The sequence below is a fragment of the Klebsiella sp. JB_Kp042 genome, from assembly GCF_040065275.1.
In the GTDB taxonomy this organism is placed as follows: Bacteria; Pseudomonadota; Gammaproteobacteria; order Enterobacterales; family Enterobacteriaceae; genus Klebsiella; species Klebsiella quasipneumoniae.
Window position 1 is genome coordinate 20,305 of record NZ_JBEAJL010000012.1, and the last position, 13,017, is coordinate 33,321.

General features: G+C 57.0%; 15 protein-coding genes. 4 read left to right on the plus strand and 11 right to left on the minus strand.

The window, feature by feature from the left end:
• Nucleotides 1-85 precede the first annotated feature (85 nt).
• From arcB to mtgA, 3 genes are all read left to right on the plus strand, one after another.
• Nucleotides 86-2,425, plus strand: coding sequence for an aerobic respiration two-component sensor histidine kinase ArcB (arcB, locus tag ABLV54_RS03080; protein WP_032454177.1), 2,340 nt, complete (start codon nucleotides 86-88; stop codon nucleotides 2,423-2,425).
• Between the two features lie 233 nt (nucleotides 2,426-2,658).
• On the plus strand, nucleotides 2,659-3,312 hold the full coding sequence (elbB, locus tag ABLV54_RS03085; protein ID WP_050533692.1) for an isoprenoid biosynthesis glyoxalase ElbB: 654 nt from the start codon (nucleotides 2,659-2,661) through the stop codon (nucleotides 3,310-3,312).
• Nucleotides 3,309-4,034, plus strand: a complete 726-nt coding sequence (mtgA, locus tag ABLV54_RS03090) for a monofunctional biosynthetic peptidoglycan transglycosylase (protein WP_023291131.1) — start codon at nucleotides 3,309-3,311, stop codon at nucleotides 4,032-4,034. Before elbB ends, mtgA begins: the two co-directional genes overlap by 4 nt.
• A 63-nt stretch (nucleotides 4,035-4,097) precedes the next feature.
• Here the strand turns inward: mtgA and npr are convergent, their stop codons facing one another.
• The 11 genes from npr to ABLV54_RS03145 all read right to left on the minus strand — a co-directional run bounded on the left by npr (nucleotide 4,098) and on the right by ABLV54_RS03145 (nucleotide 11,994).
• On the minus strand, nucleotides 4,098-4,370 hold the full coding sequence (npr, locus tag ABLV54_RS03095) for a PTS phosphocarrier protein NPr (RefSeq protein WP_002918431.1): 273 nt from the start codon (nucleotides 4,368-4,370) through the stop codon (nucleotides 4,098-4,100).
• Nucleotides 4,367-5,221: an RNase adapter RapZ gene (gene rapZ / locus ABLV54_RS03100; protein ID WP_004206208.1), complete on the minus strand. Its 855-nt coding sequence runs from the start codon at nucleotides 5,219-5,221 to the stop codon at nucleotides 4,367-4,369. The genes npr and rapZ overlap by 4 nt, the downstream gene beginning before the upstream one ends.
• Nucleotides 5,222-5,266: 45 nt before the next feature.
• A complete protein-coding gene (gene ptsN / locus ABLV54_RS03105; protein ID WP_004144926.1) occupies nucleotides 5,267-5,755 on the minus strand; it encodes a PTS IIA-like nitrogen regulatory protein PtsN in 489 nt (162 codons plus the stop codon).
• 70 nt (nucleotides 5,756-5,825) lie between these two features.
• Entirely contained in the window at nucleotides 5,826-6,113 is a 288-nt protein-coding gene (hpf, locus tag ABLV54_RS03110) for a ribosome hibernation promoting factor (RefSeq protein ID WP_004206206.1), read from the minus strand.
• A 22-nt stretch (nucleotides 6,114-6,135) separates the two neighbouring features.
• Nucleotides 6,136-7,569: an RNA polymerase factor sigma-54 gene (rpoN, locus tag ABLV54_RS03115; RefSeq protein WP_050533693.1), complete on the minus strand. Its 1,434-nt coding sequence runs from the start codon at nucleotides 7,567-7,569 to the stop codon at nucleotides 6,136-6,138.
• A gap of 47 nt (nucleotides 7,570-7,616) precedes the next feature.
• Nucleotides 7,617-8,342 carry an LPS export ABC transporter ATP-binding protein gene (gene lptB, locus ABLV54_RS03120; protein WP_004206203.1) on the minus strand — a complete coding sequence of 242 codons (726 nt, stop codon included), beginning with the start codon at nucleotides 8,340-8,342 and terminating at the stop codon, nucleotides 7,617-7,619.
• A gap of 6 nt (nucleotides 8,343-8,348) precedes the next feature.
• The gene (gene lptA / locus ABLV54_RS03125) at nucleotides 8,349-8,894 is read right to left on the minus strand and encodes a lipopolysaccharide ABC transporter substrate-binding protein LptA (protein WP_002918415.1); all 546 of its coding nucleotides are present in this window, start codon (nucleotides 8,892-8,894) and stop codon (nucleotides 8,349-8,351) included.
• Entirely contained in the window at nucleotides 8,863-9,438 is a 576-nt protein-coding gene (lptC, locus tag ABLV54_RS03130; RefSeq protein ID WP_002918413.1) for an LPS export ABC transporter periplasmic protein LptC, read from the minus strand. Before lptC ends, lptA begins: the two co-directional genes overlap by 32 nt.
• Nucleotides 9,435-10,001: a 3-deoxy-manno-octulosonate-8-phosphatase KdsC gene (kdsC, locus tag ABLV54_RS03135; RefSeq protein WP_050533694.1), complete on the minus strand. Its 567-nt coding sequence runs from the start codon at nucleotides 9,999-10,001 to the stop codon at nucleotides 9,435-9,437. Before kdsC ends, lptC begins: the two co-directional genes overlap by 4 nt.
• A 14-nt stretch (nucleotides 10,002-10,015) precedes the next feature.
• On the minus strand, nucleotides 10,016-11,002 hold the full coding sequence (gene kdsD, locus ABLV54_RS03140) for an arabinose-5-phosphate isomerase KdsD (protein ID WP_023291128.1): 987 nt from the start codon (nucleotides 11,000-11,002) through the stop codon (nucleotides 10,016-10,018).
• 14 nt (nucleotides 11,003-11,016) lie between these two features.
• A complete protein-coding gene (locus ABLV54_RS03145; protein ID WP_023291127.1) occupies nucleotides 11,017-11,994 on the minus strand; it encodes a calcium/sodium antiporter in 978 nt (325 codons plus the stop codon).
• Between the two features lie 209 nt (nucleotides 11,995-12,203).
• Between ABLV54_RS03145 and mlaF the strand changes: the two genes are divergently transcribed.
• Nucleotides 12,204-13,016 carry a phospholipid ABC transporter ATP-binding protein MlaF gene (mlaF, locus tag ABLV54_RS03150; protein WP_004206196.1) on the plus strand — a complete coding sequence of 271 codons (813 nt, stop codon included), beginning with the start codon at nucleotides 12,204-12,206 and terminating at the stop codon, nucleotides 13,014-13,016.
• Nucleotide 13,017 lies beyond the last annotated feature (1 nt).

A 13,017-nucleotide genomic window follows, 5' to 3' on the forward strand; every position in this document is an offset into this window, starting at 1 on the left:
CTCCTTCCCGCATTTTTTGCACAACTTACAGCGCATTGCTCAGAATTGAGTATTATTGTGCGGAGTTGTCGTGAAGGAATCCCCTATGAAGCAAATTCGTATGCTGGCGCAGTATTATGTCGACCTGATGATGAAGCTGGGTCTGGTCCGCTTTTCAATGCTGTTGGCACTTGCGCTGGTGGTGCTGGCCATCGTGGTGCAGATGGCGGTCACCATGGTGCTGCATGGCCAGGTTGAAAGCATCGACGTTATCCGCTCTATCTTCTTCGGTCTGCTGATCACCCCGTGGGCGGTCTATTTTCTCTCGGTGGTGGTGGAGCAGCTTGAAGAGTCCCGCCAGCGTCTTTCGCGGCTGGTGGAGAAACTGGAGGAGATGCGTGAGCGCGATCTGAAGCTGAACGTGCAGCTGAAAGACAATATCGCGCAGTTGAATCAGGAGATTGGCGAACGTGAAAAGGCGGAAGCCGAGCGTGAGACCACCCTCGAGCAGCTGAAGATCGAGATGAAAGAGCGTGAAGAGACGCAGATCCAGCTCGAACAGCAATCCTCCTTTCTGCGCTCTTTCCTCGATGCCTCCCCGGACCTGGTCTTCTACCGCAATGAGGATAAAGAGTTTTCCGGCTGTAACCGGGCGATGGAGCTGCTGACCGGCAAAAGCGAGAAACAGCTGATCCACCTCAAACCGCAGGATGTCTATAGCGAAGAGGCGGCGGAAAAGGTGCTGGAAACCGATGAGAAGGTGTTCCGCCACAATGTATCGCTGACCTATGAGCAGTGGCTGGACTATCCCGATGGCCGTAAAGCGTGCTTCGAAATCCGCAAGGTCCCGTACTACGATCGCGTCGGTAAGCGTCGTGGTCTGATGGGCTTCGGACGCGATATCACCGAACGAAAACGCTATCAGGACGCCCTCGAACGCGCCAGCCGGGATAAAACCACCTTCATCTCCACCATCAGCCATGAGCTGCGTACCCCGCTGAACGGGATTGTCGGGCTGAGCCGAATTTTGCTGGATACCGAACTGACCAGCGAGCAGGAAAAATACCTGAAAACCATCCATGTCTCAGCGGTGACGCTGGGGAATATCTTCAATGATATTATCGATATGGATAAAATGGAGCGCCGTAAGGTGCAGCTCGATAACCAGCCGGTGGACTTCACCAGCTTCCTTGCCGACCTGGAAAACCTTTCCGGTCTGCAGGCGCAGCAGAAGGGACTGCGCTTTGTGCTGGAGCCGAGCCTGCCGCTGCCGCACAAGGTGATCACCGATGGCACCCGCCTGCGGCAGATCCTGTGGAATCTTATCAGCAACGCCGTGAAGTTTACCCCACAGGGCGGAGGGGTGAACGTCCGCGTGCGCTATGACGAAGGCGATATCCTGCACTTCGAAGTGGAAGACTCCGGGATTGGTATTCCTGAAGCGGAGCAGGACAAAATATTCGCCATGTATTACCAGGTCAAAGACAGCCACGGCGGCAAACCCGCCACCGGCACCGGGATTGGCCTCGCCGTATCGCGTCGCCTGGCGCGCAATATGGGCGGCGATATCAGCGTCACCAGCCAGCCGGGTAAAGGGGCGACCTTTACGCTCACTGTCCATGCGCCTGCCATTGCGGAAGAAGTGGAAGATACGCTGGCGGAAGACGACATGCCATTACCGGCGCTCAACGTCCTGCTGGTGGAAGATATTGAGCTCAACGTCATTGTGGCGCGCTCGGTGCTGGAAAAGCTGGGCAACAGCGTGGATGTCGCGATGACCGGCAAAGCCGCGCTGGAGATGTTTGAGCCTGGCGAGTACGACCTGGTGCTGCTGGATATCCAGCTGCCGGATATGACGGGACTGGATATTTCTCGTCAGCTAAAACAGAATTTTGCCGCGGATGAGCTGCCGCCGCTGGTGGCCCTGACCGCCAACGTGCTGAAGAATAAGAAAGAGTATCTGGATGCCGGCATGGACGATGTGCTGAGCAAGCCGCTATCGGTGCCGGCATTGACAGCCATGATTAAAAAATTCTGGGATGCGCCGGAAGAGGAGGCGCAGGAAGCGCCGGCGGCCGATCGGCATAAAGCCGACGCGGTGCTGGATACCGATATGCTGGAGCAATATATCGAACTGGTGGGACCGAAGCTTATCAACGATGGCCTCGCGGTATTTGAAAAGATGATGCCGGGCTATATGTCCGTCCTTGAGTCTAATCTCACCGCCCGGGATCAAAAAGGGATCGTCGAAGAGGGGCATAAGATCAAAGGGGCTGCGGGCTCTATTGGCCTGCGCCACATCCAGCAGCTGGGTCAGCAGATCCAGACGCCGGACCTGCCTGCCTGGTCTGATAATGTCGCTGAATGGGTTGAAGAGATGAAATCCGAGTGGCAAAACGACGTGGCGGTTCTGAAGGCGTGGGTGGCGAAGGCCGGGAAAAAATGACCCCGGACAGACCGGGGTGCGCGAATACTGCGCCAACACCAGGGAACTGGTGGTTGAGCCAGTGTGATTTGAGTGATGTTGTTACGTGGCGCAACCTGAGAAGTGGATTGCTCGCTCATTAAGATAGCAAAGCTTAACTAATTTGTTACATGAATCAGTAAAATATGTGAAGCATAGCGAGTAAATCGACATTTTTGACTGGTTTCAGCGAGTTGCATGGAGGAGCGAAGGCGATGAAAAAAATTGGTGTGGTACTGAGCGGCTGCGGCGTGTACGACGGCAGTGAAATTCATGAGGCAGTGATTACCCTGCTGGCGATCGCGCGCAACGGCGCGCAGGCGGTCTGCTTTGCGCCCGATAAACCGCAGCGCGACGTCATCAACCATCTGACGGGCGAACCGTTGACCGAGCAACGCAACGTACTGGTTGAAGCGGCGCGCATCGCCCGCGGCGACATCCTGCCGCTGGCGCAGGCGCGTGAGGAGACGCTGGACGCGCTGATCGTCCCCGGCGGCTTCGGCGCGGCGAAAAACTTAAGCAGCTTCGCCGCCGAGGGCAGCGAATGCGAGGTGGACCGCGACCTGCGGGCCCTGACGCTGGCGATGCATCAGGCCGGCAAGCCGCTGGGCTTTATGTGCATCGCTCCGGCGCTGCTGCCGAAGATCTTTGCGTTTCCGCTGCGGATGACTATCGGGACCGATCTCGACACCGCTGATGTGGTGGAGGAGATGGGGGCGGAGCATGTGCCTTGCCCGGTCGACGACATCGTGGTGGATGAAGAGAACAAAGTGGTTACCACTCCGGCGTATATGCTGGCGGAGAATATTGCGCAAGCCGCTACCGGGATCGAAAAAATGGTCGCCCGCGTGCTGGCGCTGAGCGCATGAAGCTCCGCATTGCGCCCTTCGCGCTGCTTAAACGACTGGCGCTGCGTCTGCTGCTGATCGCCGCCGTCTTCTGGGGCGGGGGGATCGCGCTGTTTAGCGTGCTGCCGGTGCCCTTTTCGGCGGTCATGCTTGAGCGGCAGGTTAGCGCCTGGCTGTCCGGAGATGTCCACTATCTGGCGCACTCCGACTGGGTCGCCATGGATAACATCTCCCCGTGGATGGGGCTGGCGGTGATTGCCGCCGAAGATCAGAAGTTCCCGGAACACTGGGGGTTTGACGTCCCGGCGATAGAAAAGGCGCTGGCGCACAATGAGCGTCACGATACCCGCATTCGCGGCGCATCAACGCTGTCGCAGCAGACGGCGAAAAACCTGTTTCTGTGGGATGGACGTAGCTGGCTGCGCAAGGGGCTGGAAGCCGGGTTGACCGTCGGCATGGAAACCGTGTGGAGTAAAAAGCGGATCCTGACCGTCTACCTGAATATTGCTGAGTTTGGCGATGGGATTTTTGGCGTGGAAGCGGCCGCCCAGCGCTATTTTCATAAGCCCGCCAGCCAGTTGACGCCGGGGGAAGCGGCTCTGCTGGCCGCGGTGCTGCCAAACCCGATCCGCTATCGCGCCGACGCGCCTTCGGGCTATGTGCGCAACCGCCAGGCCTGGATCTTACGTCAGATGCGACAGCTGGGTGGGGAAGGGTTCATGCGTGAGCATAAGCTCTATTAGCGGGTTAATCCGGCGCCGGGGCTGGTACAGTCGCCAGTCGTCCGTCGCCGGGAAGCATCACGTTTAATCTTCGTCAAACCCGGCATTAAACAGGGCAATCACCGCGGCGAGGGCTTCCACTTCCTGCGGACCGCTGGCCTCCACCTCTATCTGCCGTCCTTTCGCCGAGTCCAGCATCAGCAGGGCAATGACGCTGTTGGCTTCCGCCTCCGTGCCTTCATCGTTGCGTAGCAACACCTCGGCATCGAAATTCTGCATTAGTTCGAACAGCTTCATCGCCGGGCGGGCGTGCATGCCCAGCTTATTGGTGATTTCAACGGTCTGCTTTACGGTCATGATTTACGTTTTTCCAGCGTCCGATGACGAGACTGTACGTTTTTGCCGCGCGAGCGGAAGTAGTCAGCCAGTTGTTCAGCAATATAAACCGAACGATGTTTACCGCCGGTACAGCCAATGGCCACCGTCAGATAGCTGCGATTGTTGGTCTCCAGCATCGGTAACCATAGCTCAAGATAGCTCCGGGTCTGGTAAATAAAGTTGTGCACTTCGGTGTGCCGATCGAGGAAGGCGGCCACCGGTTTATCCAGACCGGTCATAGGACGCAGCTTCGGATCCCAGTGCGGGTTTGGCAGAAAGCGCACGTCAAAGACGTAATCGGCATCGATCGGGATACCGTGCTTAAAGCCGAAGGATTCGAAGACCATGGTCAGTTCGCGTTCACGTTTACCCAGCAGCCGGGTGCGCAACATTTCCGCCAGCTCGTGAACCGACATCTCCGAGGTATCGACAATCAGGTCGGCACGCGAGCGCAGGGGCTCCAGCAGATCGCTCTCTTCGTCGATGGCGCTTTCCAGCGACAAATTCTTGCTCGACAGCGGATGCAGGCGACGGGTGTCGCTGTATCGACGGATCAGCGTGTTGCGATCGGCATCGAGAAACAGCAGCTGCGGCGAAAAGCACTCCGGCAGGTTTTTCATGGCCTGCTCGAAGATCTCCGGTGATTCCGGCATGTTCCGCACGTCGATGCTGACGGCCGCCGAAATATTGCGGTCAGCCAGCGACCGTGCCAGATCGGGCAGCAGCACGACCGGCAGGTTATCCACGCAGTAAAAGCCCATATCTTCCAGCGCTCGCAGAGCGACGGATTTACCCGAGCCCGAGCGGCCGCTGACGATCATCAGTACCATGTACCGTTTCTCCTCAGTACGATAAAGGATAAGGTGCGACTGCCGTTATGCGTCATCGCTGCTTCCTGCTTCGGTGATGATCTCATACAACTCTTCATCGCTCTGCGCCGCGCGCAGGCGACGACAAATCGCTTTGTCGGCCAGCCGTTTGGCCACCAGGGAGAGCGTATGCAGGTGGGTTTTTGTCTGATCGGCCGGCACCAGCAGCGCGAACAGCAGGTCGACAGGCTGATTGTCGATCGCGTCGAAGGCGATGGGGGTTTCCAGCTGGACAAAAACGCCGACAGCACGCAGCGTATCCTCTTCCAGTTTTCCGTGGGGAATGGCGATACCATTGCCAATCCCGGTACTGCCCATTTTTTCGCGGGTAAGGATCGCTTCGAACACCACCTGCGGCGGCAAACTTAACTGTTTGGCGGCCAGTTCGCTAATGATTTCCAGAGCACGCTTCTTGCTCTGGCAGTGAACCTGGCTACGGGTACATTCCTGGTTCAGGACGTTGCTCAGTTGTAGAGCCGAATCGTTGTTCATCATAATTTCACCTGAGCGCCCCCGCGCCCGTCGCCGATGTTAACTGACGGCGGACGCAGGGGGGCCCGGACAATTAGTGTTGTTTTAGTTTATCTTTATGCTTCGTTAACTGCCTTGCCAGCTTGTCGATAAGACCATCGACAGCCGCATACATATCCTGCCCTTCCGCACTGGCATGGATTTCACCACCGTTGACATGCAGATTCGCGTCCGCAATTTGCGTCACTTTCTCTACTTTTAACACAATATAGACCTGATTGATCCGGTCGAAAAATTGTTCCAGCTTGCTGAACTTCGCCGTGACGAAGTCGCGCATCGCGGGAGTGATCTCGACGTTGTGTCCTGTAATGTTGAGCTGCATAGTGTCTTCCTTATCGGTTGTGTCAGACCAGTTGTTTACGCTGATTTGACGGCGGGATGGATAAAGACTCTCTGTACTTCGCGACAGTGCGGCGCGCGACCATGATACCCTGCTCGGACAACATGGAGGTGAGCTTACTGTCGCTCAACGGCTTCGCGGGGTTTTCCGCGGCGATGAGTTTCTTCACCAGCGCGCGAATCGCCGTCGACGAGGCTTCGCCGCCGCCTTCGGTATTAACATGGCTGGAGAAGAAATACTTCAGTTCAAAAATACCGCGCGGACTGTGCAGATATTTTTGCGTGGTGACACGGGAAATCGTCGATTCATGCATCTCGACGGCCTGGGCGATATCGGCCAGCACCATCGGCTTCATATACTCTTCACCCTGTTCGAAAAAAGCCTGCTGCTGTTCTACGATGCAGCGGCTGACGCGAAGCAGGGTGTCGTTGCGGCTTTCAAGACTTTTGATTAGCCAGCGGGCTTCCTGAAGATTGCTGCGAATGAACTGGCCGTCGGCGTCATTGCGGGCGCTGTTGCCCATTGCCGCATACTGCTGATTAATTTTCAGCCGCGGAATGCTGTCGGCGTTGAGCTCCACGGTCCAGCGGCCGCTGACCTTGCGCACCAGCACGTCGGGAATGACATATTCCGGTTCGCTGGTTTGAATGGACTGGCCAGGACGGGGATCCAGGGACTGGATCAGATTTACCGCCTCTTTCAGCACCTCTTCTTTCAGGCGGGTCACCCGCATCAGGGAGCGGAAATCATGGTTGGCCAGAAGATCGAGATGATCGCTGATAATCAGCCGGGCCTCTTCCAGCCATGGCGTCTCTTTGGCGAACTGCGAGAGCTGGATCAGCAGGCAGTCGCGCAGATCTTTCGCCGCGACGCCAACCGGATCGAAACGCTGGATGCGCTTCAGGACGGCTTCCACTTCTTCGAGGCCGATCTCCTCATCGCCGATGCTGTCGACGATATCTTCAATCTGAACGGTGAGGTAGCCCGTATCGTCGACGGCGTCGACAATGGAGGTGGCGATGGCGCGGTCGGTATCGGTGAAGGGCGTCAGCTCGACCTGCCACATCAGGTAATCCTGCAGCGTCTGGGTGGTCTCGCCTTGATAAACGGGGAGTTCGTCGTCCTGATAGTCCACGCCGTTGCCTGACGGCGTACCGGCGGTATAGATTTCATCCCAGCTGGCATCGAGAGGAAGCTCGTCGGGCATCTCTTTTTGCTCAAGCGCGTCGACGGTATCGAGAGACTCGCGGTCCTCCACCTCTTTCGCCTCTACCTCGTCGTGAAGATCGGTTTGCTCAAGCAACGGGTTACTTTCCAGCGCTTGCTGGAGCTCTTGCTGGAGTTCTAACGTGGACAACTGCAGCAAACGAATCGCCTGCTGCAGCTGCGGCGTCATGGCAAGCTGTTGGCTAAGCCTTAATTGCAAACCTTGCTTCATGTTCAGGGTAAATATCTCCGGCTAAAACGTCTGTAACCTCTACCCTATCAGAGTCTGAAGTCTTCCCCAAGATACACGCGCTTAACCTGCTCATCTTCGAGGATCTGCTGCGGTGTACCATGAGCGATAAGGTGTCCCTGACTGACAATATACGCGCGTTCGCAGACGGCGAGCGTCTCTCTGACGTTATGATCGGTAATCAGTACGCCGAGGCCGCTGTCGCGCAAATGCTCAATGATGCGTTTGATATCGATAACCGAGATCGGATCCACGCCGGCAAAGGGTTCATCCAGAAGAATAAATTTCGGGTTTGCCGCCAGCGCGCGGGCGATTTCGACGCGGCGGCGTTCGCCACCGGAGAGCGCCTGACCGAGGCTGTCGCGCAGGTGCTCAATATGAAACTCTTCCATCAGCTCTTTGGCGCGATCTTCCCGCTGTTCGCTGCTCAAATCGTCACGGATCTGCAGGACCGCCATGAGGTTGTCATAGACGCTCAGGCGACGGAAAATCGAGGCTTCCTGCGGCAGATAGCCGATCCCCCGGCGCGCGCGCGCGTGCAGCGGCAGCAGGCTGATGTCTTCGTCATCAATGATGATATTGCCCGCGTCGCGCGGCACAATCCCGACCACCATGTAGAAGGTGGTGGTTTTACCGGCGCCGTTGGGGCCGAGCAAGCCGACAATCTCCCCCGAGTTAACGGTGAGACTGACATCTTCCACCACGCGGCGGCCTTTATACGCTTTAGCGAGATTCTTCGCAGTTAAGGTTGCCATAACGGATTAGTTACTCTTCTTTTGCTGGTTGCCGCTTTTGTCCTGCAGCTCGGACGGCACCAGAACGGTGGTGACGCGTCGACCTTTGTCGCTGAAGGCCTGCATTTTTTGCTCTTTCACCAGATAGGTGATCTTGTCGCCCTTGATGTTGCTGTCGAGCTGTTCAAGGTACGCGTTGCCGGTCAGCACGACGTAATCGTTCTGCAGCTCATAGCGCATTTTCGACGCCCGGCCTTTTACCGGTTTGCCGTTATCCTGCATCTGGTAGAAGGTGGCCGGGTTACCGAAACCTTCGATCACCTCTTTGCCTTTTTCATTGCCCGGACGGGTGACTACCACTTTATCAGCGTTAATCTTGATCGTCCCCTGAGTCACGACCACGTTACCGGTGAAGGTGACGACGTTGCCCTGCATATCCAGCGACTGCTGATCGGATTCGATATGGATCGGCTGATCGGTATCGCCCGTCTTGGCGAGGGCAGGCAGGCTGGCGGCCAGTAACGCGCCGGCGAGCGCAATCTTAAGGCTGAGTTTGTTTGTTCTGAATTTCATAAGAGGTTCTCACCTTTTCAATCAGCTCGGCATTTTTGCTGCGAAGGTTTCCACGCATTTTCAGGCCGCTGGAATTAAATGTGGTGCCGTATAACGTCACCATGTCATCGGAGGTAACGTCCTGCGTTACCAGATTTATCTGGGCGTTATCCGTCGTAATTTTGCGCAGTTGAGAGTCTGGCGCGAGCGCATTCACCTCAACGTGCCCGTAAAGATAGAGCATCCGGTCATTTGTCAGCTTCGCTTTATCAGCCCTGACTGACCAGGTCGGCACCTTATTGGTATCAAAGGTGGTCATCACCGGTTTGGTAAACCAGGAGACCTCCTGATCGGAAAAATACTCCACGTGCTCGGCGATCAGCCGATAGCTCAGGGCGCCTTCCGGACTGTACACCACGGTGTCAGTGTGTTCGCTTTTATACGTCGGGTCGTTGGGATTGACCTCCGGCTGGGCCGTGTCGTCCGTATTCGCCAGATTCAGGCCGATGAGGATCAGCGCAAGCAGCGACAGTAAAATGATAACCCAACGTCTGGTTTTACTCATATTGATTGCCCTTTGGCCTCATCCAGCTTGCCCTGCGCCAATAGTAACAAATCGCAGACTTCGCGTACCGCGCCGCGTCCGCCATTAATCCGGGTGATGTAATCGGCGCGCGGCAGCAGCAGCGGATGCGCATCCGCGACGGCGACGCTGAGGCCCACTTCGGCCATCACCGGCCAGTCAATCAGATCGTCGCCGATGTAGGCGACTTCCTCTGGCCGCACGCCCAGTTTGTCAGTGAGATCGCGGAACGCCAGCAGCTTGTCCGACTGCCCCTGATACAAATGCGTAATGCCCAGCGTCTGACAGCGATCTTCTACCAGTTTAGCTTTTCGTCCGGTAATAATCGCCACTTCAATGCCAGAGGTCAGCGCGCAGCGGATACCATAGCCATCGCGGACATTGAACGCTTTCAGCTCCTCGCCGTGATTACCCATATAGATAAGCCCGTCGGATAATACACCGTCGACATCGAGGATCAGTAGACGGATCTTAGCCGCGAGATCGAGAAACGTCTGGCTTACCGGCCCATAGCAGGTCGCTAACTGAGCATCAGCATTATTCATTATTTTTTCCTTACTTACACTACGCCCGCGCGCAGGAGATCGTGCATATGTACCACACCCAGCAGATGGTCGCCATCGGCAACCAGCACGCAGGTGATATGACGGGATTGCATCAGGTTTAGCGCATCCACCGCCAGGGTGCCGGGACGGATGCGGATCCCTCCCCGGGTCATGACGTCGGCAATGCTGGCATCGCGCATATCGACGCCGGTGTCGAAGACCCGGCGCAAGTCACCGTCGGTAAAGATACCGATGATGTTCATGTCGTCATCGCAGATAGCGGTCATACCTAAATTTTTACGAGTGATTTCCAGCAGCGCATCGCGCAGGGTGGCCTGCAGGCCGACGTGCGGGATCTCATCACCGGTATGCATAATATCATTGACGCGCAGCAACAGCTTACGACCGAGTGCGCCGCCCGGATGCGAGAGAGCGAAATCCTCAGCGGTAAAGCCGCGGGCCTCCAGCAGGGCGACGGCGAGGGCATCGCCCATCACCAGCGCGGCGGTGGTGCTGGAGGTGGGGGCCAGCCCTAATGGACAAGCCTCTTTCGGCACTTTCACGCACAGATGGATATCCGCCGCGCGCGCCATGCTGCTTTCAGGCCGGCTGGTGATGCAGATAAGCTTCACCTGCTGGCGTTTCAGGACCGGGATCAGCGCGAGGATTTCGTTCGATTCGCCGGAGTTCGACAGCGCAATCACCACGTCCTGCGGCGTAACCATGCCCAAATCGCCGTGCGCGGCTTCGCCAGGGTGGACAAAAAATGCCGACGTGCCGGTACTGGCGAAGGTTGCCGCCATTTTGCGGCCGATATGGCCGGATTTGCCCATCCCCATCACCACGACTTTCCCGCCGCAGCGGAAAATCGTTTCGCAGGCGCGGGTGAAATCTTCATTTATATATTGATCGAGCTGGGCCAGACCTTCACGTTCAATTTCCAGCACCTGACGGCCGGCCTGTTGAAAGTCAAAATCCGTGGGCAAATCTATTTGCGACATGATGTTATCCCGAGTCATTCAACGAAGAGCGGCGCTGTCCAGAACAGCATCGCCAACCAAACCACAAAACCACCGACCAGCAGCGCGCCAACCAGTCGTCCCGGCTGCTGCCTACGGCGCCAGCACAGCACCGCGAAGATCAGGCTGACCAGCAACATCACGCCATAGTCGCGGGTAAAGGCTTCCGCCGCAAAGGCTCCCGGCGCGATCAACGCCGGCAAACCCAGCACCAGCGCAATATTGAGGATATTCGCGCCGATGATATTGCCGATGGCAATGTCATCTTCCCCTTTGCGCGCCCCGGCGATGGCGGTGGCCAGCTCCGGCAGGCTGGTGCCTATCGCCACTACCGTCAGGCCGACGGTTAGTTCGCTGATGGCAAAATAGTTTGCCAGCACCGTGCTGTTATCCACCACCATGCGGGTGGCCATCGGCATGACGATCATCGCCACCCCTAACCACAGCAGAGCGACCGGCAGCGACCCTTCACGCGGCAGTTCCGCCAGCTGTTCGCGGGTCAGGCTATCGCTTCCCTGGCGTTCCGCCAGACGGGCGATCTTGATGGTGAACAGCAGCCATAGCAGCGCCAGCGCCAGTAAAAACAGGCCGTCGAGACGGGACAGTTGACCATCATAGAGCACCAGCCCCGCCAGCACGCTGACCAGCAACATTAGCGGTAATTCGCGGCGCAGAATATCAGAATGCACGGTAAATGGCCTGAGTAAGGCAGCCAGACCGAGGATCAGGAGAATATTGGTGATATTGGAGCCGAGCGCGGTGCCCACCGCCAGATCGGTCTGCCCATGCAGCGAGGCCGCGGTGGAAACCATGATCTCCGGCAGGCTGGTGCCAATACTCACCACCGTCATACCGATGATCAGCGGCGGGATCCCCAACATGCGACAAAGGATGGAGGCGGCATAGACCAGACGATCGGCGCTGTAGACAACCAGCAATAAACCAATAATTAACAGAGCCGTCGCTAAGAGCATCTAAAGTCCTTTCTTCAGGTATAATCGTCGCCTCGCTGGGTTATCCCTACGCAGCGTAACGAATTCTTAATTTTGACTTTATGCGTGCCAAAAGTAAAACAAATGCCAGCTTTCGCTAACCTGTGCAGGTAAGATTCTGTAAAAATGTTGTGATTGTGGCGTAAGAAAGGGCGATGCTTGCCCATCAGGTGCTTAGTAAGGATGATTTTATGAGCCAAACTCAGGCGAATTTAGTTGAAGTGCGCGGTATCCGCTTTTCTCGCGGCGATCGCGTGATCTTCGACGACATCTCGCTGTCGGTGCCGCGCGGTAAAATTACTGCGATTATGGGACCTTCGGGGATCGGCAAGACTACCCTGTTACGCCTGATCGGCGGACAGATCCCGCCGGACAGGGGAGAGATCCTGTTCGATGGCGAGAACGTGCCGCAGATGACCCGTTCACGTCTGTACACGGTGCGTAAGCGGATGAGCATGCTGTTCCAGTCCGGGGCGCTGTTTACCGACCTCAATGTTTTTGACAACGTCGCCTACCCGCTGCGCGAACATACGCATCTGCCGCCTGCGCTGCTGCATACGACGGTGATGATGAAGCTGGAGGCGGTGGGGCTGCGCGGTGCGGCGAAGTTAATGCCCTCCGAGCTTTCCGGCGGCATGGCGCGCCGCGCCGCCCTGGCGAGGGCCATCGCCCTGGAGCCGGATCTCATTATGTTCGACGAACCGTTCGTCGGGCAGGATCCCATCACCATGGGCGTGCTGGTGAAGCTGATTTCTGAACTCAACAGCACGCTGGGCGTCACCTGCATCGTGGTTTCGCACGATGTGCCTGAGGTGCTGAGCATTGCGGACTATGCGTATATCGTGGCGGATAAAAAGATTGTCGCCCACGGCAGCGCCCAGTCGCTACGGGAGAATGCCGACCCTCGGGTTCGTCAGTTCATTGATGGTATTGCCGACGGCCCGGTGCCGTTCCGTTATCCGGCTGGCGACTATCACCATGATTTATTAGGCATAGGGAGTTGAG

What these genes read in the sequence shown, in the direction of transcription:
- lptC (WP_002918413.1), bottom strand. Translation starts at nt 9,438, where the DNA reads ATGAGTAAAACCAGACGTTGGGTTATCATTTTACTGTCGCTGCTTGCG.
- mlaF (WP_004206196.1), top strand. Translation starts at nt 12,204, where the DNA reads ATGAGCCAAACTCAGGCGAATTTAGTTGAAGTGCGCGGTATCCGCTTT.
- lptB (WP_004206203.1), bottom strand. Translation starts at nt 8,342, where the DNA reads ATGGCAACCTTAACTGCGAAGAATCTCGCTAAAGCGTATAAAGGCCGC.
- kdsC (WP_050533694.1), bottom strand. Translation starts at nt 10,001, where the DNA reads ATGAATAATGCTGATGCTCAGTTAGCGACCTGCTATGGGCCGGTAAGC.
- npr (WP_002918431.1), bottom strand. Translation starts at nt 4,370, where the DNA reads ATGACCGTAAAGCAGACCGTTGAAATCACCAATAAGCTGGGCATGCAC.
- kdsD (WP_023291128.1), bottom strand. Translation starts at nt 11,002, where the DNA reads ATGTCGCAAATAGATTTGCCCACGGATTTTGACTTTCAACAGGCCGGC.
- arcB (WP_032454177.1), top strand. Translation starts at nt 86, where the DNA reads ATGAAGCAAATTCGTATGCTGGCGCAGTATTATGTCGACCTGATGATG.
- lptA (WP_002918415.1), bottom strand. Translation starts at nt 8,894, where the DNA reads ATGAAATTCAGAACAAACAAACTCAGCCTTAAGATTGCGCTCGCCGGC.
- rpoN (WP_050533693.1), bottom strand. Translation starts at nt 7,569, where the DNA reads ATGAAGCAAGGTTTGCAATTAAGGCTTAGCCAACAGCTTGCCATGACG.
- ABLV54_RS03145 (WP_023291127.1), bottom strand. Translation starts at nt 11,994, where the DNA reads ATGCTCTTAGCGACGGCTCTGTTAATTATTGGTTTATTGCTGGTTGTC.
- ptsN (WP_004144926.1), bottom strand. Translation starts at nt 5,755, where the DNA reads ATGATGAACAACGATTCGGCTCTACAACTGAGCAACGTCCTGAACCAG.
- elbB (WP_050533692.1), top strand. Translation starts at nt 2,659, where the DNA reads ATGAAAAAAATTGGTGTGGTACTGAGCGGCTGCGGCGTGTACGACGGC.
- rapZ (WP_004206208.1), bottom strand. Translation starts at nt 5,221, where the DNA reads ATGGTACTGATGATCGTCAGCGGCCGCTCGGGCTCGGGTAAATCCGTC.
- hpf (WP_004206206.1), bottom strand. Translation starts at nt 6,113, where the DNA reads ATGCAGCTCAACATTACAGGACACAACGTCGAGATCACTCCCGCGATG.
- mtgA (WP_023291131.1), top strand. Translation starts at nt 3,309, where the DNA reads ATGAAGCTCCGCATTGCGCCCTTCGCGCTGCTTAAACGACTGGCGCTG.